The organism is Ktedonobacter sp. SOSP1-52 (assembly GCF_016587395.1).
The window spans coordinates 2,163,570-2,181,432 of sequence record NZ_BNJH01000003.1; the positions used below are offsets into that span (position 1 = coordinate 2,163,570).

The 17,863-nt window shown below is 55.9% G+C and carries 21 protein-coding genes; 7 read left to right on the plus strand and 14 right to left on the minus strand.

Annotation, left to right across the window (positions count from 1 at the left end):
* Positions 1–28 precede the first annotated feature (28 nt).
* The 3 genes from JMJ16_RS35085 to JMJ16_RS35095 all read left to right on the plus strand — a co-directional run bounded on the left by JMJ16_RS35085 (position 29) and on the right by JMJ16_RS35095 (position 2,882).
* Entirely contained in the window at positions 29–652 is a 624-nt protein-coding gene (locus tag JMJ16_RS35085) for a hypothetical protein (RefSeq protein WP_201389130.1), read from the plus strand.
* A 461-nt stretch (positions 653–1,113) separates the two neighbouring features.
* Positions 1,114–1,413, plus strand: coding sequence for a hypothetical protein (locus tag JMJ16_RS35090; protein ID WP_201389132.1), 300 nt, complete (start codon positions 1,114–1,116; stop codon positions 1,411–1,413).
* Entirely contained in the window at positions 1,404–2,882 is a 1,479-nt protein-coding gene (locus JMJ16_RS35095; protein ID WP_236601830.1) for a protelomerase family protein, read from the plus strand. Before JMJ16_RS35090 ends, JMJ16_RS35095 begins: the two co-directional genes overlap by 10 nt.
* Before the next feature lie 51 nt (positions 2,883–2,933).
* Here the strand turns inward: JMJ16_RS35095 and JMJ16_RS35100 are convergent, their stop codons facing one another.
* Complete coding sequence (locus tag JMJ16_RS35100; RefSeq protein ID WP_201389134.1) at positions 2,934–4,265, minus strand: phosphotransferase; 1,332 nt, start codon at positions 4,263–4,265, stop codon at positions 2,934–2,936.
* A gap of 1,144 nt (positions 4,266–5,409) precedes the next feature.
* Here JMJ16_RS35100 and JMJ16_RS35105 point away from each other — a divergent pair.
* The gene (locus JMJ16_RS35105; RefSeq protein WP_201389134.1) at positions 5,410–6,741 is read left to right on the plus strand and encodes a phosphotransferase; all 1,332 of its coding nucleotides are present in this window, start codon (positions 5,410–5,412) and stop codon (positions 6,739–6,741) included.
* Positions 6,742–6,792: 51 nt separating this feature from the next.
* Here the strand turns inward: JMJ16_RS35105 and JMJ16_RS35110 are convergent, their stop codons facing one another.
* From JMJ16_RS35110 to JMJ16_RS54930, 4 genes are all read right to left on the minus strand, one after another.
* Positions 6,793–8,097, minus strand: a complete 1,305-nt coding sequence (locus tag JMJ16_RS35110; protein WP_201389136.1) for a protelomerase family protein — start codon at positions 8,095–8,097, stop codon at positions 6,793–6,795.
* Positions 8,097–8,561, minus strand: a complete 465-nt coding sequence (locus JMJ16_RS35115) for a hypothetical protein (RefSeq protein ID WP_201389138.1) — start codon at positions 8,559–8,561, stop codon at positions 8,097–8,099. The genes JMJ16_RS35110 and JMJ16_RS35115 overlap by 1 nt, the downstream gene beginning before the upstream one ends.
* Positions 8,562–9,022: 461 nt before the next feature.
* The gene (locus JMJ16_RS54925) at positions 9,023–9,340 is read right to left on the minus strand and encodes a hypothetical protein (RefSeq protein ID WP_236601831.1); all 318 of its coding nucleotides are present in this window, start codon (positions 9,338–9,340) and stop codon (positions 9,023–9,025) included.
* Positions 9,341–9,405: 65 nt separating this feature from the next.
* Positions 9,406–9,645, minus strand: coding sequence for a hypothetical protein (locus JMJ16_RS54930; protein ID WP_236601832.1), 240 nt, complete (start codon positions 9,643–9,645; stop codon positions 9,406–9,408).
* A 731-nt stretch (positions 9,646–10,376) separates the two neighbouring features.
* Here JMJ16_RS54930 and JMJ16_RS35125 point away from each other — a divergent pair.
* The 3 genes from JMJ16_RS35125 to JMJ16_RS35135 are packed head-to-tail and all read left to right on the plus strand — an operon-like array spanning position 10,377 to position 11,888.
* On the plus strand, positions 10,377–10,733 hold the full coding sequence (locus JMJ16_RS35125; protein ID WP_201389128.1) for a hypothetical protein: 357 nt from the start codon (positions 10,377–10,379) through the stop codon (positions 10,731–10,733).
* A 28-nt stretch (positions 10,734–10,761) separates the two neighbouring features.
* Positions 10,762–10,995 carry a hypothetical protein gene (locus tag JMJ16_RS35130; protein ID WP_201389140.1) on the plus strand — a complete coding sequence of 78 codons (234 nt, stop codon included), beginning with the start codon at positions 10,762–10,764 and terminating at the stop codon, positions 10,993–10,995.
* A 14-nt stretch (positions 10,996–11,009) separates the two neighbouring features.
* A complete protein-coding gene (locus JMJ16_RS35135; protein ID WP_201389142.1) occupies positions 11,010–11,888 on the plus strand; it encodes a hypothetical protein in 879 nt (292 codons plus the stop codon).
* 372 nt (positions 11,889–12,260) lie between these two features.
* Here JMJ16_RS35135 and JMJ16_RS35140 read toward each other — a convergent pair whose 3' ends face one another.
* From JMJ16_RS35140 to JMJ16_RS35180, 9 genes are all read right to left on the minus strand, one after another.
* Positions 12,261–13,127, minus strand: a complete 867-nt coding sequence (locus JMJ16_RS35140; protein WP_201389143.1) for a protelomerase family protein — start codon at positions 13,125–13,127, stop codon at positions 12,261–12,263.
* Positions 13,012–13,500, minus strand: a complete 489-nt coding sequence (locus JMJ16_RS35145) for a hypothetical protein (protein WP_201389144.1) — start codon at positions 13,498–13,500, stop codon at positions 13,012–13,014. The genes JMJ16_RS35140 and JMJ16_RS35145 overlap by 116 nt, the downstream gene beginning before the upstream one ends.
* Positions 13,430–14,308, minus strand: coding sequence for a hypothetical protein (locus JMJ16_RS35150; RefSeq protein WP_201389145.1), 879 nt, complete (start codon positions 14,306–14,308; stop codon positions 13,430–13,432). The genes JMJ16_RS35145 and JMJ16_RS35150 overlap by 71 nt, the downstream gene beginning before the upstream one ends.
* Positions 14,295–14,534: a protelomerase family protein gene (locus tag JMJ16_RS35155; RefSeq protein WP_201389146.1), complete on the minus strand. Its 240-nt coding sequence runs from the start codon at positions 14,532–14,534 to the stop codon at positions 14,295–14,297. Before JMJ16_RS35155 ends, JMJ16_RS35150 begins: the two co-directional genes overlap by 14 nt.
* A gap of 361 nt (positions 14,535–14,895) precedes the next feature.
* On the minus strand, positions 14,896–15,087 hold the full coding sequence (locus JMJ16_RS35160) for a hypothetical protein (protein WP_201389147.1): 192 nt from the start codon (positions 15,085–15,087) through the stop codon (positions 14,896–14,898).
* Positions 15,077–15,538, minus strand: coding sequence for a hypothetical protein (locus JMJ16_RS35165; protein WP_201389148.1), 462 nt, complete (start codon positions 15,536–15,538; stop codon positions 15,077–15,079). Before JMJ16_RS35165 ends, JMJ16_RS35160 begins: the two co-directional genes overlap by 11 nt.
* A gap of 253 nt (positions 15,539–15,791) precedes the next feature.
* Positions 15,792–15,971, minus strand: a complete 180-nt coding sequence (locus tag JMJ16_RS35170; protein WP_201389149.1) for a hypothetical protein — start codon at positions 15,969–15,971, stop codon at positions 15,792–15,794.
* 188 nt (positions 15,972–16,159) lie between these two features.
* A complete protein-coding gene (locus tag JMJ16_RS35175) occupies positions 16,160–16,624 on the minus strand; it encodes a hypothetical protein (RefSeq protein WP_201389151.1) in 465 nt (154 codons plus the stop codon).
* 5 nt (positions 16,625–16,629) lie between these two features.
* Positions 16,630–17,352 carry a helix-turn-helix domain-containing protein gene (locus JMJ16_RS35180; RefSeq protein ID WP_201389153.1) on the minus strand — a complete coding sequence of 241 codons (723 nt, stop codon included), beginning with the start codon at positions 17,350–17,352 and terminating at the stop codon, positions 16,630–16,632.
* Positions 17,353–17,863: the final 511 nt, after the last annotated feature.

The following is a 17,863-nucleotide window of genomic DNA, read 5'->3' on the forward strand; positions in this document are numbered from 1 at the left end:
GCTTTGCTTGTCAAAGGAGGGAACCATCATGCCTGCAACCATCGGGGGAGAGGAGCCTCGTCTGGCTCCACGCAGTCTTGTTGTCCGTCGCCGTCCGAGGCCCTCGCCCGCCAAAGCGCCAGCGGTTCAGACGGCGCGCGCCTCTCAGTTCGCCAAAGCGCGAGCGCGGCGTCCCACGACACCCGAAGAGGTGCCAGAATTCGTGCGGGAGGCCGCGGCAGAGCCGAAAACGTCGCGAGGAGGGAGCTGGCTCCTGCCCCTTGGGCTAGGCATGTTCTGTGCGTTGCTTCTGGCGCTTGTCGGATCGGCGGCGATGAATGGGAGTAGCACGCTCATGGACAACGTTCGCTATGGCTATCCGCGAACGACGCAGGTCGATCACATCGTGGGCCATGAGGTGGATCCCCATGTGCCAACCCATTTTACCGCTCTCAATCTCAAGGGGCAGGTGTTGATCTTTGAGGTGCCCGGCGGCGATGGCGCACAGGCTCGTCTTCTGCAAGGGCCTCACCTTGTTGGGACTGGCGCGGATCTGGCACCAATCACGCTCACCTTCTCAGGCGATGTCCACCATCCGGATCTCGTGGTGACGGTGAATGGGCTTGAGGTGATGTTTCACAACACAGGAACGAGTTATGCGCCAATGCGGTAGAAGACAAAGGGGCGACCGTCATAGCAACCTTCACTCACGTGGCTATGACGGTCGCCCCTTTGTCTTTGGCAGAGTCATGGAAACGTGGCAACCGGTTGCCACGTTTTGTAAGAGCAACCTGTTTATGAGAAGCAATGAGGAGCAGCAGCTGAGAAAGGAGCTGTCTTTTTCTTTGCGTTCTGGTGGCGGTATCGGCTCATCTGCTTCTCTGCTCGCGAGGGGTGTCATGGCGGGAGTGCTCACGCGACACGCGCCTATGGGATGCGCAGAGAGGATGGGTGGGATCCTTCTCTCCTCTGAGAAGAGAAAATCTGGTCACTAAGAGTGTATTGTGTAATATAGCTTTTTAAGCTCGATTATGGTATACTAGAGAGGAGAAAAGAGGTTATGATGTGACCAAATAGTGGTCACATCACGAGAATGATACAACGCTGCACTTCAGAGTGTGAAGGAGTGGGTCAATGCCAAAGATTACCGGGTGGGAGCGAGACTACTGGCAGGGGATGTTGCCCCAGGTGGAGCGCCTGGCGCACGAACGCAATGAGCCTGCTTTGGCTCAGTTAGCGAAAGAGGTCTTTGCGTATTGGCGTGAGGAGCGTCACCTCTCGGAGAGTAGCATTCGTAATCCGTTGACGAATCTGCGCAACCAAATTAAGCAACTGCCGCTCACTGAGCAGAATAGTTATCTCACGGATTCGGGCAGCGGGAGCATCTGGCGCTCAAATATGTTCGCCTCACGCAGCAGGAGTGGGTGCAGTTGAATGCTCCTGCCCGTCAGAAACTGGATGAACGCCTTGGGGATTCTCTGCCTCTCAAGGAGGTTGACGTGCTGGTGGAGCGAGGCACCCGTTTGTTGTCGTCACACAATCCGGCAGAGCTCGCCGTGGGGCTGGCGCTGTGTTGCGGTCGCCGTTTCATTGAGGTGATGAAAACGGCTGTCTTTGAACCCAAGACGGCGTACACGCTCTGGTTTCGTGGGCAGGTGAAAGGGCGTTCGCGTGAGCAGGCCTATGAGATTCCGACGTTGGCGCCGGCTGCTTTGGTTCTCGAGGGCATCGCGCGACTGAGGCAGCTGGTGGATGCGCACGAAGAGGAACAGAGCATTCGTGCCCGCTATGGGCAAGCAGTGCGCGAGGCTGCTGATCGCCATTTTCACGACCTGGTGCCTGTCCGTGATGAGGAGCGGGACGCCTTGTATACCCACCTACTCAGAAGCGTCTATGCCACCATCGCGGTGTACTGGTATGCTCCCGAGCAGGTGAAAGCCATTGCCTATATTGCCGAAATCCAGGGACATCGCTTGGTGACCACGCCAGAGCGTCACCCGGGAGCGGGGAAGGTGGGTGAGGAGGATGTGGAACAGCAGCAGCGTAATTATGCTTCCGCCCTGCACTACTTTGATTATGTGGTCGTTGCTTCTGATGGGACCATTGATCGACGTCAGGGGCGAAAGGTAGGGGAGCCTGGCGTCGAGGTGCTTGAGATCTTTCAACCAAAGGAGAAGGGCGTGAGGAAAGAACCGAAGCCGGAGGGACGGCCCCTCAAGAAGAAGAAAGGCAAAAGGAAAGAGGGGGCTGCTTTTTCTTTGATCCGCTTAGCGATCCCCACGCGCGATCGCTTTGACGATCTCTCCGAGAGGATGGTTCCTTACCCTCAAGATCAGGATGAAGTGGTACGCAACCTGATGGATGCCTATGAAGCGGCTACGAAAGCGGCGACCCCACTGCCTCAGCCAACGGAACCTCTTGCCTGGACGATTGAGGCCCTCGATGTTTCTGCTCAGCAGTTGCAAGAGATTCGTGCCTATCTGCTCAGTCAGCAGGTGACCGATCTGCGACCCGTGGTGACCTCCTGGCTCCTGCATGAAGTGGAGAAGATGAAACAGGAGGGACCACACTTTGCCGTTATGCCCACGTCTCAGCTTTCGCGCTATCGGCAGGAAGGGGCGACCAAGGAACGTCTGCGCCGCGCGATCTATGCCATCATGCAGTGGAATCGTGCTAACGAACCCAGGCGACGGTGGTTTCTCAATGTCAGCTTAGTGAAAGCCCTGGCTGGTGGTCGCAAGGATTTGATTGGTGCCGTGTTGAAGGAGCATCAGGCTGAAGTCGATCAGCATCATCAAGAGCTCAATATTCCACGCGGGTATAACAAACATACCGAGCTGGTACAGGAGGATATTCAGTTGCCCGAGGAGCCAGAGGCCTATCCCTGGAATCGGCAAAACTAGTCCACTGCGGCGTAGAGTTAAGGGTTCAAGAATCGAGGCAAGCCTCTCTGTTTAGAGCGCTTGCAAATGCCTTGTGACCACCATCGAGCGTTCCCAAGGAATGCCTCGCCGTGTAAAATCGAGCAGGGAATAGTTCAATGCCCGGTGCAAAAGCATGGGCGTTGTCGCGTGTTCAAACGCCTCCAGCAAACGATCCATTGGCGCATAGGCGGTCCAGGGTTCCAAATAAGCCGTGCGCAAACGCTGGATGAGATGGGGATGCTGTTCCTTGAGTGAGGTTGGCAAGAAATAGGAGAGCAGGCGGAGCGCACTGAAGAATGGATGAGTGAGGCTCGCGTCAGTCCAGTCCAGGTAGGTAATCTGCTCATCCTGTACGAGGATATTCATGGGATTGAAGTCGCCATGTTCCAGGGTTTCTGGGACGCCACATTCCGCGAGACAGTGGCAGGTCGCCTGGAGTTCGGGCACGCGAGTGCGCAGCTGTATTACTTGCTCGCGGCTGAGTCCGTCAGATTGATCGACGCGCAAAGCTGCTTGATCGTCCAACAGTGGCTCAAGTTGGGCGCTGATGACAGAGAGACGCAGGTCTGGACAGCCAATCGCAAGCAGTTCCTCTTTCCGGCTCACGCAGGCGATTTGCAGCTCTGCAAAGGTACAGAGTGCACGCTCCCAAGCGCTCATATCGGTCAGATCAGACAATAACCTTCCTGGCGCTTGCTGCATAAGGAGCCAGTTGCGCGTCTCGTTGATGGCAAGAATCGGAGGAACCAGGCGCGGAAAATGCCGAGCCAAGTAGGCCACCAGCTGTGGTTCGCGCGCGAAAGAGGGTGGCAGCGCTTTCAAGTAGACGTTACCGTCTGTGGTGCTGCCGCGTAGCATACACGCTCCGTACTTGGTGTACAACTGTTCGACTGGTGTGGGCAAGGCCAGTCCTTGCAACTCCAATTGACGGGCCATCCAGGAGGCCGTTTCTGTAAACCATCCACGTCTCTGCCAGGGCATACGTTCACCTTGTACTATCTGTTCTTCTTCTGCAAGCCATGCTTCGAGGAGAGGGCGGTGGCTTGGGTCGACGGATGGCAAGGATACGAGCCCTTCAGCACTGACCCAGTGTCCTGCGAGAAGTGGCCCGCTCGGGAGACGTAGTGTCTCGAAGATGGCTAGACGCTCGGCATTCCGCGACGTGACAAGGAGAACGACTGTAGTGAGGCCGAATTGCTCATGCACTGCTTGATTCAGCAGTAAAGCCCGCTCATGTTCCTGCGTTGGTCGACCTGCCCAGGTCTCTGGCAGGGTCCAGCTCGGCAGGCTGTAGCCCGAAGGCGATGAAGCGAGCAGGATCTGTCGCTCAGATGGATGCGGAATGAGGAATAAGCACTGCATAATACTTCCCATCTTTCTTGCTTACGCAGTCAAGGCAAGGCCTTGATAGGTCCATTTGAACGGCTTGGCCATAATAGGCAATGAAAGCCAGCACCCTGGTCTCCAGATCCTGGACCGACGGAAAGGAGCCACGTTTGAGGTTCTATTATACTACGGATTTATTTTGGTTCCTCTGTACTAACAGAGCGCTCTCTCTTTGTTTTATCTTGCCGGTCACTTCTCCTTTGTTCCCTCTTTTGTTAGATAAGTGGTCACATCAAAAAGAAGAGAGTTTTATCGGTCACTTCACTAATGTGTCCGTATATTTGTAGTCACATCACCGATGTTTCCCAAAATAAGACCCAGAACGTCTGTTGGCGGGGAGAGTGCCCCTGTTTCTGGGCTCAAAACGCCTCTATTTGTAGTCACATCACCGATGTTTCCCAAAATAAGAGGGGATAACACCCATTTCTGCCTCATTATTTAAGTCACATCATAGAGGTGCCCAGAAATTTGGCGACTTTCTCCCCGCTATTTTTGGTCACATAGACGAAGTTCCCACAAAAGAGACACATCACGAGTGAGTATTATCAGATAATACTCACTCGTGATGTGTCTCTTTTGTGGGAACTTCGTCTATGTGACCAAAAATAGCGGGGAGAAAGTCGCCAAATTTCTGGGCACCTCTATGATGTGACTTAAATAATGAGGCAGAAATGGGTGTTATCCCCTCTTATTTTGGGAAACATCGGTGATGTGACTACAAATAGAGGCGTTTTGAGCCCAGAAACAGGGGCACTCTCCCCGCCAACAGACGTTCTGGGGTCTTATTTTGGGAAACATCGGTGATGTGACTACAAATATACGGACACATTAGTGAAGTGACCGATAAAACTCTCTTCTTTTTGATGTGACCACTTATCTAACAAAAGAGGGAACAAAGGAGAAGTGACCGGCAAGATAAAACAAAGAGAGAGCGCTCTGTTAGTACAGAGGAACCAAAATAAATCCGTAGTATAATAGAACCTCAAACGTGGCTCCTTTCCGTCGGTCCAGGATCTGGAGACCAGGGTGCTGGCTTTCATTGCCTATTATGGCCAAGCCGTTCAAATGGACCTATCAAGGCCTTGCCTTGACTGCGTAAGCAAGAAAGATGGGAAGTATTATGCAGTGCTTATTCCTCATTCCGCATCCATCTGAGCGACAGATCCTGCTCGCTTCATCGCCTTCGGGCTACAGCCTGCCGAGCTGGACCCTGCCAGAGACCTGGGCAGGTCGACCAACGCAGGAACATGAGCGGGCTTTACTGCTGAATCAAGCAGTGCATGAGCAATTCGGCCTCACTACAGTCGTTCTCCTTGTCACGTCGCGGAATGCCGAGCGTCTAGCCATCTTCGAGACACTACGTCTCCCGAGCGGGCCACTTCTCGCAGGACACTGGGTCAGTGCTGAAGGGCTCGTATCCTTGCCATCCGTCGACCCAAGCCACCGCCCTCTCCTCGAAGCATGGCTTGCAGAAGAAGAACAGATAGTACAAGGTGAACGTATGCCCTGGCAGAGACGTGGATGGTTTACAGAAACGGCCTCCTGGATGGCCCGTCAATTGGAGTTGCAAGGACTGGCCTTGCCCACACCAGTCGAACAGTTGTACACCAAGTACGGAGCGTGTATGCTACGCGGCAGCACCACAGACGGTAACGTCTACTTGAAAGCGCTGCCACCCTCTTTCGCGCGCGAACCACAGCTGGTGGCCTACTTGGCTCGGCATTTTCCGCGCCTGGTTCCTCCGATTCTTGCCATCAACGAGACGCGCAACTGGCTCCTTATGCAGCAAGCGCCAGGAAGGTTATTGTCTGATCTGACCGATATGAGCGCTTGGGAGCGTGCACTCTGTACCTTTGCAGAGCTGCAAATCGCCTGCGTGAGCCGGAAAGAGGAACTGCTTGCGATTGGCTGTCCAGACCTGCGTCTCTCTGTCATCAGCGCCCAACTTGAGCCACTGTTGGACGATCAAGCAGCTTTGCGCGTCGATCAATCTGACGGACTCAGCCGCGAGCAAGTAATACAGCTGCGCACTCGCGTGCCCGAACTCCAGGCGACCTGCCACTGTCTCGCGGAATGTGGCGTCCCAGAAACCCTGGAACATGGCGACTTCAATCCCATGAATATCCTCGTACAGGATGAGCAGATTACCTACCTGGACTGGACTGACGCGAGCCTCACTCATCCATTCTTCAGTGCGCTCCGCCTGCTCTCCTATTTCTTGCCAACCTCACTCAAGGAACAGCATCCCCATCTCATCCAGCGTTTGCGCACGGCTTATTTGGAACCCTGGACCGCCTATGCGCCAATGGATCGTTTGCTGGAGGCGTTTGAACACGCGACAACGCCCATGCTTTTGCACCGGGCATTGAACTATTCCCTGCTCGATTTTACACGGCGAGGCATTCCTTGGGAACGCTCGATGGTGGTCACAAGGCATTTGCAAGCGCTCTAAACAGAGAGGCTTGCCTCGATTCTTGAACCCTTAACTCTACGCCGCAGTGGACTAGTTTTGCCGATTCCAGGGATAGGCCTCTGGCTCCTCGGGCAACTGAATATCCTCCTGTACCAGCTCGGTATGTTTGTTATACCCGCGTGGAATATTGAGCTCTTGATGATGCTGATCGACTTCAGCCTGATGCTCCTTCAACACGGCACCAATCAAATCCTTGCGACCACCAGCCAGGGCTTTCACTAAGCTGACATTGAGAAACCACCGTCGCCTGGGTTCGTTAGCACGATTCCACTGCATGATGGCATAGATCGCGCGGCGCAGACGTTCCTTGGTCGCCCCTTCCTGCCGATAGCGCGAAAGCTGAGACGTGGGCATAACGGCAAAGTGTGGTCCCTCCTGTTTCATCTTCTCCACTTCATGCAGGAGCCAGGAGGTCACCACGGGTCGCAGATCGGTCACCTGCTGACTGAGCAGATAGGCACGAATCTCTTGCAACTGCTGAGCAGAAACATCGAGGGCCTCAATCGTCCAGGCAAGAGGTTCCGTTGGCTGAGGCAGTGGGGTCGCCGCTTTCGTAGCCGCTTCATAGGCATCCATCAGGTTGCGTACCACTTCATCCTGATCTTGAGGGTAAGGAACCATCCTCTCGGAGAGATCGTCAAAGCGATCGCGCGTGGGGATCGCTAAGCGGATCAAAGAAAAAGCAGCCCCCTCTTTCCTTTTGCCTTTCTTCTTCTTGAGGGGCCGTCCCTCCGGCTTCGGTTCTTTCCTCACGCCCTTCTCCTTTGGTTGAAAGATCTCAAGCACCTCGACGCCAGGCTCCCCTACCTTTCGCCCCTGACGTCGATCAATGGTCCCATCAGAAGCAACGACCACATAATCAAAGTAGTGCAGGGCGGAAGCATAATTACGCTGCTGCTGTTCCACATCCTCCTCACCCACCTTCCCCGCTCCCGGGTGACGCTCTGGCGTGGTCACCAAGCGATGTCCCTGGATTTCGGCAATATAGGCAATGGCTTTCACCTGCTCGGGAGCATACCAGTACACCGCGATGGTGGCATAGACGCTTCTGAGTAGGTGGGTATACAAGGCGTCCCGCTCCTCATCACGGACAGGCACCAGGTCGTGAAAATGGCGATCAGCAGCCTCGCGCACTGCTTGCCCATAGCGGGCACGAATGCTCTGTTCCTCTTCGTGCGCATCCACCAGCTGCCTCAGTCGCGCGATGCCCTCGAGAACCAAAGCAGCCGGCGCCAACGTCGGAATCTCATAGGCCTGCTCACGCGAACGCCCTTTCACCTGCCCACGAAACCAGAGCGTGTACGCCGTCTTGGGTTCAAAGACAGCCGTTTTCATCACCTCAATGAAACGGCGACCGCAACACAGCGCCAGCCCACGGCGAGCTCTGCCGGATTGTGTGACGACAACAAACGGGTGCCTCGCTCCACCAGCACGTCAACCTCCTTGAGAGGCAGAGAATCCCCAAGGCGTTCATCCAGTTTCTGACGGGCAGGAGCATTCAACTGCACCCACTCCTGCTGCGTGAGGCGAACATATTTGAGCGCCAGATGCTCCCGCTGCCCCGAATCCGTGAGATAACTATTCTGCTCAGTGAGCGGCAGTTGCTTAATTTGGTTGCGCAGATTCGTCAACGGATTACGAATGCTACTCTCCGAGAGGTGACGCTCCTCACGCCAATACGCAAAGACCTCTTTCGCTAACTGAGCCAAAGCAGGCTCATTGCGTTCGTGCGCCAGGCGCTCCACCTGGGGCAACATCCCCTGCCAGTAGTCTCGCTCCCACCCGGTAATCTTTGGCATTGACCCACTCCTTCACACTCTGAAGTGCAGCGTTGTATCATTCTCGTGATGTGACCACTATTTGGTCACATCATAACCTCTTTTCTCCTCTCTAGTATACCATAATCGAGCTTAAAAAGCTATATTACACAATACACTCTTAGTGACCAGATTTTCTCTTCTCAGAGGAGAGAAGGATCCCACCCATCCTCTCTGCGCATCCCATAGGCGCGTGTCGCGTGAGCACTCCCGCCATGACACCCCTCGCGAGCAGAGAAGCAGATGAGCCGATACCGCCACCAGAACGCAAAGAAAAAGACAGCTCCTTTCTCAGCTGCTGCTCCTCATTGCTTCTCATAAACAGGTTGCTCTTACAAAACGTGGCAACCGGTTGCCACGTTTCCATGACTCTGCCAAAGACAAAGGGGCGACCGTCATAGCCACGTGAGTGAAGGTTGCTATGACGGTCGCCCCTTTGTCTTCTACCGCATTGGCGCATAACTCGTTCCTGTGTTGTGAAACATCACCTCAAGCCCATTCACCGTCACCACGAGATCCGGATGGTGGACATCGCCTGAGAAGGTGAGCGTGATTGGTGCCAGATCCGCGCCAGTCCCAACAAGGTGAGGCCCTTGCAGAAGACGAGCCTGTGCGCCATCGCCGCCGGGCACCTCAAAGATCAACACCTGCCCCTTGAGATTGAGAGCGGTAAAATGGGTTGGCACATGGGGATCCACCTCATGGCCCACGATGTGATCGACCTGCGTCGTTCGCGGATAGCCATAGCGAACGTTGTCCATGAGCGTGCTACTCCCATTCATCGCCGCCGATCCGACAAGCGCCAGAAGCAACGCACAGAACATGCCTAGCCCAAGGGCAGGAGCCAGCTCCCTCCTCGCGACGTTTTCGGCTCTGCCGCGGCCTCCCGCACGAATTCTGGCACCTCTTCGGGTGTCGTGGGACGCCGCGCTCGCGCTTTGGCGAACTGAGAGGCGCGCGCCGTCTGAACCGCTGGCGCTTTGGCGGGCGAGGGCCTCGGACGGCGACGGACAACAAGACTGCGTGGAGCCAGACGAGGCTCCTCTCCCCCGATGGTTGCAGGCATGATGGTTCCCTCCTTTGACAAGCAAAGCACAACAAGGACGAAGAAGAAATAGAGAGGCCTGAGCCATCGCAAGGAGGGGGGAACAGCAGTCGTTCACACCAAGCATACCTGAGCCAGAGGCAAACGCACAACCCATTTTTCCACGAAGTTTTCCAGGGGGGTGTGCACGAATTGTGCATAGCTTCGCCAACGTTGGAGACAACAGCAGTCAGGACATCAACAGAAAAGGATGAATATCGACTCATCCTGTCTCACTCCCAACCGCATGCAGAGACAGCTCTCTCATACATGTACCTCTTGCGCATCTAGGGCATTGCAAATTGCTGTAATTCATGCTACAGTTCAAGATGAAAAGAGGCATTCGTCCATGGTGTGAATGCCTGCCCAGGCGTCAAAGGAAGCAGGCGCCATTTTCCAAGGGGACAGATATATACCCGCAAACAGACATGGAGCTGACGAGAGAGGCAGAAGCATTCTCTCGTCAGCCCTGTACCAGACACGGCTGATCAGGCCAGCACTTGATCATGTCGAGCATCCCTTTTGCCCTTTCCCCGGATCCGCGCCTTGCCCCCAAAAGCACCAGAGAACACAGCAAGCGTTCTGCCCCCGTCCCTCCATGCTGCGTGAAATTCGACGGCTCTAGAGTTTCACGGGTGTGATTCATTTTTTTGCAATGAGACAAAGATGGTAGACTAAGGAGGAGAAAAGCAAGAAAAACGAGAGGAGAGGATATGAGCCAGGAAGAGAGACCTCCGTCGTGGCAGCAAAGAAGTCAGGACGTTGACCAGGCGATGCAAGAATGGCGGCGAACGCATCCCCAAGCCACCTTAGCTGAGATTGAGCGTGCCGTTGATGAGCAGATGAACCAGCTGCGAGCCAGAATGATCGAGGAAGTGGCTCACACGAGCCCACCTGAGCAGGCAGCGGGTCAGCGCCAGCCGGTGAAATGTCCTCAATGTGGAAACCGCATGCAAGGGCGTGGCAAGCGGCAACGGCGATTGCAAACCCAAGGGGGGCAAGAGGTCACCCTCACGCGTGAGTATCAGAGCTGTCCGCAGTGCGGCTACAGCTTTTTTCCCCCTCGATGAGCAGTTGGATCTGCCTGCAAGCGGGTTGATGCCTCATGCTCACCAAAGCCTGGTCCGTCTGGGAGCACGCCTCTCTTTTGAGGAAGCAGCCAGCGAACTGCACGCCCTGCTGGGCATCGAGGTGAGTGACTCACGCGTACGCCGGCAGACGTTACAAGTGGGGGCAAGCGTTCAAGCCATTCAAACCGAGCAAGCCAACATCTCGCATGCCTCTTCGTGTGGGTCTTCCTCTCCCAACCTCTCCCCTCACGCCTGGCCATGAGCGGAGACGGAGCGATGGTTCCCTTGCGTGGAGGAACCTGGGCAGAAGTCAAAACCGTGGTCATTGCAGAGGTGCTTCCTTCGCAGCCAGAGAGCACAGAGCAGGCCAGCCGACGGACCACCAACCATTCGTACTTTTCGCGACTGGCTGATGCGACGATGTTTGCGGATCTGGCTTCAGTGGAGATCGCGCGACGAGGTATCGAGAGCGCGGAGCAGGTCTGTGCAGTGCAAGATGGAGCCGAATGGCTTCAAGGCTTTGTGCAAAGCCATCGCCATGATGCCATTCGCATTCTCGACTTTGCGCATGCTGCTGAGTATGTAGGCAAGATCCACGAGCAGGCCCAGCAAACAGGGCAGCGCTTGCCAGCACGCTGGGTGAGCGTGCTGCTCCATCAGCTGAAATATCACGGTCCAGTGCGCATGCTGGAGCACTTGCACTGGCTCAGCCAGCGCAGGGATATCCCAGCCATCACAGATGCGCTACGGTATTTTGGCAAACGCCTCCCTCAGATGCACTATCCTCAGTTTCAGGCCCAAGGGTGGCCCATTGGGTCAGGAATGGTGGAAAGCGCGAACAAGGTGGTCATGCAGGCTCGGCTCAAACGAGCGGGGATGCATTGGGAGCCAAGCAACGTCAATCCCATGCTCGCCCTGCGTGATGCCCTCTGTAATCAGCGCTGGGCAGAAGTCTGGCACCAGCAGCAACAGCGGCAAAAAGAAGATCGTCTTGCTCGCCGAGAGCAGCGCAGCCAACAGAGACGAGCTCAGTTAGAGCATGCGCTGGAAGAACAAGTCATCCATCTCTTACTCCTGTCCGTGTGCCCCAAGATCAAGGCTCAATCGGCTCCCCGCAAAGGTCGCACCGAAGGCCAAAGGCGTTGGGGCGCATGACCTTTTCTCACAAAGCACCTTCTTGGCAAAATGCAAAAAAATGAATCACACCCGAGTTTCACCGCCCCCTTGATTTTTTCGCGATACTCAGGTATACTTTATAGGTAAGCTTTTTTGAGAGACCATGTGGGTCTCTCTTTTTTTTCCTCTCCCTGCGCGAGAACACCCCCTCCCATGCTCTTTTTGCGCGACGCACGGCTTTTCGCCCTCCTCGCGTGAACCGGCGCGCAGCAGGACCAGCAACAGCCGGGACACCCGATTCCAGGGTCATCACCTCCGCGCACACCCTCCCCTCCTCCAGCAGCACAACCCTCGCGCGCGCTGCTGTTCGCAGAGAACCTCCCTCACACTCGTCTCACCGGGCCTACGGCCTTACTCGTGAGGTCTCTGACGCGTCACTTGTGGGGGATCACCTGCCCTCAATTCAGAGGACGCCATGGTCTCAAACGGTTGCTGCAGTTTCAATCCCTCCAGCATTTCCTCCCGTAAGCACACCGTGACAAATTCCGCCACACTGCCGCGAAGATGCTTCAAGCCACGCCGGATAAACTCATACAAAACTGGCGAGAGTCCTTGATTGCGCAGGCACATGGAGAGATGCAGCGTGCCTGCAGCTCCCCCTGGTGCAGCATCACCTTCGTTTTCACCTCGATCCGTCATCCTAACGGCGGCAAAACCAAATCCCATCTGCTGCCGAATCTCATCGAGAGCAGCGATCTCCTCCTCATCGAACTCCACCTCAATAACCGCGTGACCAGCAGCCCCCTCCCTTTCTCTTGCCACCCAACCAGGCTCAATGATTGGGACTCCTGGCCGCTCAAGCCAGATTCCTTTGCGCTCATCCTCCAGTCGGTATTCCATATAGTTACAAACAGCAGCACAGGCAAAACGTGCTCCTGGTGAAGAATCTGCTAGCAACACAGGATCATGACAAATCGTTGCCAGATAGTCGACGCTCTCCACAGAAGGTGGACAGTAGTAGTGCGTTGCAAGACAGGGATAGACACTGCCATGAAGCGCGGGAAAGAGCTCTCTCTCTCCGGCAGGCAACGGAACCAGGTCACGAAAAGACTCCGTTGCGCTTGCACACACGCGGGGGCCATACTGCTCACGCAGTACTTGCTCATCGACCTGGGTACCATCGACACGTTCTCTCACCCGCTCCCAGGCTTCTACGACGAGGTCCGCTCGCACGAGCGTCGGGATGCGCAAAGGGACCAGGAAAAAAAGGATTGTCATGGACTGCATCTCGGAACAGGAGGGAATACGCCGTCTTCTGTGAGAAACTCCCATTCTTCAGAATGGCCATCAGCCCTTGACCGGTCAGCACAGCAATCCCTACCACCAAGTCAGGCCACGCCTCTGCCTCCATCACCCCCCTCGAGAGCAATCCTTTCGCCCTCGCGACGATCAATTCGGGATCAGGCAGAAGCACACGACGATCCTGCCAGTCCTGCCTCATCTGCTCCCACTCGTCTTCTCGACATCTCAAATATTTGAGGCCGATATGCTCCCACTCACCTGCCTCCTCGTTCCACCGCTCATTCCAGGGAGCAGGCAGACACGTCCGCAAGACGAGCCGTGTGCGCATCATCATCTCTTGATACGACATGCTCTGGTTTCTGCCGACAATACGCCCTCCATTGCGCCATCTCAGCCTCACAGATCGCCCAAATCTCTTCTTCCTCGTCGCCCCCACCCTCATCCACCACATACTCTGCCATCTCAGCAATTAACCAGTGCCAACGCGCTTCGAGCCATTGCAAAGCCAGCGTTTTTCCTTCTTTCTCTCCGGCTCGCACCTGCGACCTCCTCTCTCGATCTCTCTGCGCTCTGCCTTTCCCATCCTCACGCTCCTGTCCATCATCACGTTGCATCTCTTCCTGTGCGCGGGCTCGCTTCTCCTGCGGCACTCCATGCACACGCCCATCTGTCTGTTTGAACACCTCCAACACTTCCACTCCTGGCTCTCCAAGCCGAATGCCTCGACGCTCGTCAATGCTCCCGTGCTCGTCAAGCACCACGTACTCGTCGTACAATGCCATCTGAGCCAGCGTGGAGCGTTCCTCTGCCGACGTTGCCTCCAGAAACTTCTGATGATGCTGAATAGTCGCAGCGTAATACCAGGTGTCAACGGTGAGCGGACAATAGAGCCAGGCTGCCAATCGAGGATAGACACCATGAGCCAGGGACGTGTACATGTTGCGTGCCAGCGGGCGCAGGGGTACCAGGTTCCCGACCTGCTTATAGGCGGCTTCCTGAATGTGGCTCAGACATTGTTGGCTGACATCACGCCGTCGCAATCCTTGAAAATGATTCCCAAAGAACTGGCGCACCCGATGCACTGCCGCAAGCACCTGCGACGCCTCCACCAGGGTCGGCACCTCAAACGGGTCACTCATGACTTCATAGACCGTCATTGGCGCGGGCAACCAGCAGGGAGTAGGCGCTTTTCTTCGTAAAGTGTCCGGTGTGCAGAATCTCGACGAGGCCTCGACCAGTCGCCAATCCGATTCCGACCACCAGCTGCGGCCACACATTGCTCTGCAACAGGTGCTCCACTTTTCCAATCAGTTCCCAGGGACGCGCAAGCGGCAGAGGATGCTCTCGCCGCTCCTGCACCTCCCTCTCGCTCGCTGCGGCCATCTGTCTCCATTCCTGCGTCGAAAAGTTCAGATATTTGAGCGACAGATGCTCCTTTTGGCCTGATTTGGGATTGCAACCAACAATTCTCCTGAGTGAGGGGAAAGGTTTCCCGAATACGATGACGCGTTTCTGTTAATGGTTTCTGCAACGAACTTGCACGCTTGAGGCTGGGTCGGCGCCGCCACAACTCCAGTTCCGCTTCGCAGATGCGCTTGATCTCCTCCTCCTGCGCACACACCCAGAGGCGCGAGCATCGGCAACAACCGCTCCCAGCGCTCTTGCAACCACTTGCGCGACCTGGGCCCTCACACGCCTTTCCTCTCCGCCACCAAAACAGACCTGGTGGAATCGCTAGCGCTTCTCAACGCAACCGCTGCACGTTTCTTTGGGTGAAGAGGCGATCCATCGCTTCTCCCACCACATCCTTCGTCACCGTAAACACCCCATAACGACTGAGCAAATAGTCAAGATGACAGCACACCAGGAACATCACCTGCAAATTCCCCTGCGTCTTCTGCACAACCATCTCGACAGCCTCATCCTCAACTGGCAAACCCAACCGCTGCACCTGCTGTTCGAGGAGGGTACGGGTATCCTGTTTCCCAAGGGCTGCAAATGCGTGCAACACACCCGCCCGAGAGGACAAAAGCCGACAGCTTCACTAACCGTTCTGCGCTCCGTGGACGACCCAACAAAACCAGCCCCAGACGACTGCGATCAGAGAGATCCCGCAACACCTCCAGGCTCTCCCACAACAGGCCATCAACCTCATCCACAATCAGCAGGTCCACCACCTCTGGGCGGATCGCGACGGGCATCGCCCTGGTCTCTTGCGCCACGGTACTCGCATGATCGGCAAGCATTTGCAGGCCCCACAACAACAAGGCCAGATCTTGCTCGATGCTCTTTGGCGTTGCCGTCGTTTGGATGTATAGAAGGCCGTTCGCGGCATCGGACCCTCCGCTGAAAAGGTCACGCCCATGAGCCGACAACAACGGTTTCAAAAGACCTCCCGACTTTCGCATATTCACGCGCTGCACGTGTCTTCCCACCCCCCTCTCCCCACACACACCACGATGTAGCGATAACGCCGACTCGCCTCACACACCTGGACAAAACGGCGATATTCCTTTGTCTGCACAAACGAGGAGAACGGGAGCTCAAGCTGGCTCTGTTCCCTCTCCCTCATCGATCGCTGCTCAGTTGGAGACAAGGAGCGGTTCTCCTGCAGCTGTCTCTCACGCTGTTTCTCGCTCGTCACTCATCGTGCATGACCACCGTATCTTGGACGGCTTCTTTGGGTCGTCCACTCAATGCCGACACGTTCTCAGCTTCATCTGCGCTGCCTCCCTCGTCGCTGTGCGCAGGAACCAGCGTCGCAGCTCCCTCTGAGAGCGCACGCATCTTCCGGTGCTCCGGCGATGCATAGCGAGCCACCACCCCTTGCGCTCACGCAAGGCGTTTCCAACCACCTTGGCGTCGTTTTGTTCGGGAAGCTTGAATCGCCTGCAGACTCACCGCCGGTCCCCCACGTTCCACACAGGAAGCCTGACAGAGAAATCGCTCCTCTTTTTCTCCTCGTACACCCGTATGCTGTGCCAGATCCATCGGATCATAGCGAATGATCACCGCTCTTTCACATGGCCCGCAAGCAATTCGTGCATGTACCACGCCCCTTTGAAGGTGATCCCTTCCTGATGCACGAGACATCGCCGCCGCGGTTGCAGCAGGAGCAGATCCAACTGCGCATCATCTTCTGGCAAATCCGGTATCACCCCCGAGTCGAGCCAGCGCTCAGAGGGCGCAGCATTCGTCTCTGTGTGTATTCTGCGGTGATACGTCTTCAAGAGCCAGTCGCGAAAAATTCCCTCAAACTCCGAGAGGGACAGGCACGCAATGTCCCTCGCTTCGGCTTCTAGCTCGCGCTGGCGCCTCAGATCATCCTTCACCTTGGGCGCATACCCTGGAAGACGCGCTAAGACCTCCTCTCTCACGGTGCGAAAAAAACGCTCGACCTTCCCTCGTCCACGCGGTCGCCCAACCTGGGAAAAGATCAACGACATTTTGAGGTCGACGCCGACAGCCTCCATATGCTCTAAGTAAAATCGCTTCCGTGATCCGTATACAAACACTCAGGCACCCCATGAATGGGCCAGCATGGATCCTCTTTAACCCGGATGGCCCCTCGCAACGTTAAGGCCGTTTGCAGGGCCGAAGGAGCGCTCCAACTGAGCCGATACCCGGCAAGACAGCGGCTATAATCGTCCTCGATCGCCGTCAACAGCGGCATCTGCGCTTTCCCCTGCTCATTTCTCGCCGAAGATGCGCAACTGGCAGTGATCGGCTTGCCAGATGGCATTGGCACATCTGGCCTCGCGACGCAACAGGAGATCAAAGGCTTCCCGATACGCCGCCGCTCCGCGCCTCGTCCCAGCGTCACGAGATCATCGGGCAACTGCCCGACAATCCGATACACCTGGGCATAGCTGGGAAGGGGCCAGTTGTGCTCCTGGGCCACCTGGCTCACCAACATATGAATGCTCGTCAATGGCCGTCGAAGCGACTGCAGCGCCAGGCCCTCAACCAGCAGCACCAGGTCCTGCGGAAGCCCACGAGGCTGACCGGCATCCGAGCGGACCTTCCTTGCCAATCCACTCAACCCAGCCCCACGATACGAACGAATCCAACGTTGCACTGTTTTCAGCGGGATACCAGACACCCGCGCGATCTCGGTTTGACACACCCCTTCCTCAACATGAGGACGAATGATCTCAAAACGTTGTAATGCCTGTAGGCGCTGGTCCTCCATGCTCGCCATCCGCTTACTCCCTCCTCCACAAAGACGATGTTCTCCATCAGGGTTTCCATCCATAGATACAACTATACTGTGCAAAAGAAGAAAAATCCATATAAACAAGAGAAATTTTACTTTATCTCATTTTAGATAGAAATAAACGAATATACCAGGAAAAGCGGGAGGTGCCAGTCGCCTGCCACCGCTCTTTCTACGCAGCCGCCCTCCGCACCGCATGGGCTGGAACCTACCCAGCGCCACGCTTCTCTGACCAGGTGGGTGCGTGCGCCCAGTGGGATGAAGAGGCCGCTCCCCCGCTTTCCCCCTCCTCTGCACACATGCGTGGGCCAACCAGACCATCATGGCATATGGCTATAAGAATAACAGGGCAAGAAAGAACATTCTTCCCCGCTCCCTGCCAGCAACCTTACAAGCAGAAGAAAGGCGCACTCTCAATTTCAGCGCTTTTGGCGCTCTTTTTTCTCCAATCAATGAGGAAACAAGCTGTGCTTGACCATCAAGACCAAGCACGGTG

What these genes read in the sequence shown, in the direction of transcription:
- JMJ16_RS35180 (WP_201389153.1), bottom strand. Translation starts at nt 17,352, where the DNA reads ATGGCGAGCATGGAGGACCAGCGCCTACAGGCATTACAACGTTTTGAG.
- JMJ16_RS35100 (WP_201389134.1), bottom strand. Translation starts at nt 4,265, where the DNA reads ATGCAGTGCTTATTCCTCATTCCGCATCCATCTGAGCGACAGATCCTG.
- JMJ16_RS35135 (WP_201389142.1), top strand. Translation starts at nt 11,010, where the DNA reads ATGGTTCCCTTGCGTGGAGGAACCTGGGCAGAAGTCAAAACCGTGGTC.
- JMJ16_RS35090 (WP_201389132.1), top strand. Translation starts at nt 1,114, where the DNA reads ATGCCAAAGATTACCGGGTGGGAGCGAGACTACTGGCAGGGGATGTTG.
- JMJ16_RS35085 (WP_201389130.1), top strand. Translation starts at nt 29, where the DNA reads ATGCCTGCAACCATCGGGGGAGAGGAGCCTCGTCTGGCTCCACGCAGT.
- JMJ16_RS35105 (WP_201389134.1), top strand. Translation starts at nt 5,410, where the DNA reads ATGCAGTGCTTATTCCTCATTCCGCATCCATCTGAGCGACAGATCCTG.
- JMJ16_RS35110 (WP_201389136.1), bottom strand. Translation starts at nt 8,097, where the DNA reads ATGAAAACGGCTGTCTTTGAACCCAAGACGGCGTACACGCTCTGGTTT.
- JMJ16_RS35145 (WP_201389144.1), bottom strand. Translation starts at nt 13,500, where the DNA reads ATGTCGTATCAAGAGATGATGATGCGCACACGGCTCGTCTTGCGGACG.
- JMJ16_RS35115 (WP_201389138.1), bottom strand. Translation starts at nt 8,561, where the DNA reads ATGCCAAAGATTACCGGGTGGGAGCGAGACTACTGGCAGGGGATGTTG.
- JMJ16_RS35175 (WP_201389151.1), bottom strand. Translation starts at nt 16,624, where the DNA reads ATGGAGGCTGTCGGCGTCGACCTCAAAATGTCGTTGATCTTTTCCCAG.
- JMJ16_RS35130 (WP_201389140.1), top strand. Translation starts at nt 10,762, where the DNA reads ATGCCTCATGCTCACCAAAGCCTGGTCCGTCTGGGAGCACGCCTCTCT.
- JMJ16_RS54930 (WP_236601832.1), bottom strand. Translation starts at nt 9,645, where the DNA reads ATGCCTGCAACCATCGGGGGAGAGGAGCCTCGTCTGGCTCCACGCAGT.
- JMJ16_RS35125 (WP_201389128.1), top strand. Translation starts at nt 10,377, where the DNA reads ATGAGCCAGGAAGAGAGACCTCCGTCGTGGCAGCAAAGAAGTCAGGAC.
- JMJ16_RS35150 (WP_201389145.1), bottom strand. Translation starts at nt 14,308, where the DNA reads ATGACGGTCTATGAAGTCATGAGTGACCCGTTTGAGGTGCCGACCCTG.
- JMJ16_RS35155 (WP_201389146.1), bottom strand. Translation starts at nt 14,534, where the DNA reads ATGGCCGCAGCGAGCGAGAGGGAGGTGCAGGAGCGGCGAGAGCATCCT.
- JMJ16_RS54925 (WP_236601831.1), bottom strand. Translation starts at nt 9,340, where the DNA reads ATGGACAACGTTCGCTATGGCTATCCGCGAACGACGCAGGTCGATCAC.
- JMJ16_RS35140 (WP_201389143.1), bottom strand. Translation starts at nt 13,127, where the DNA reads ATGACAATCCTTTTTTTCCTGGTCCCTTTGCGCATCCCGACGCTCGTG.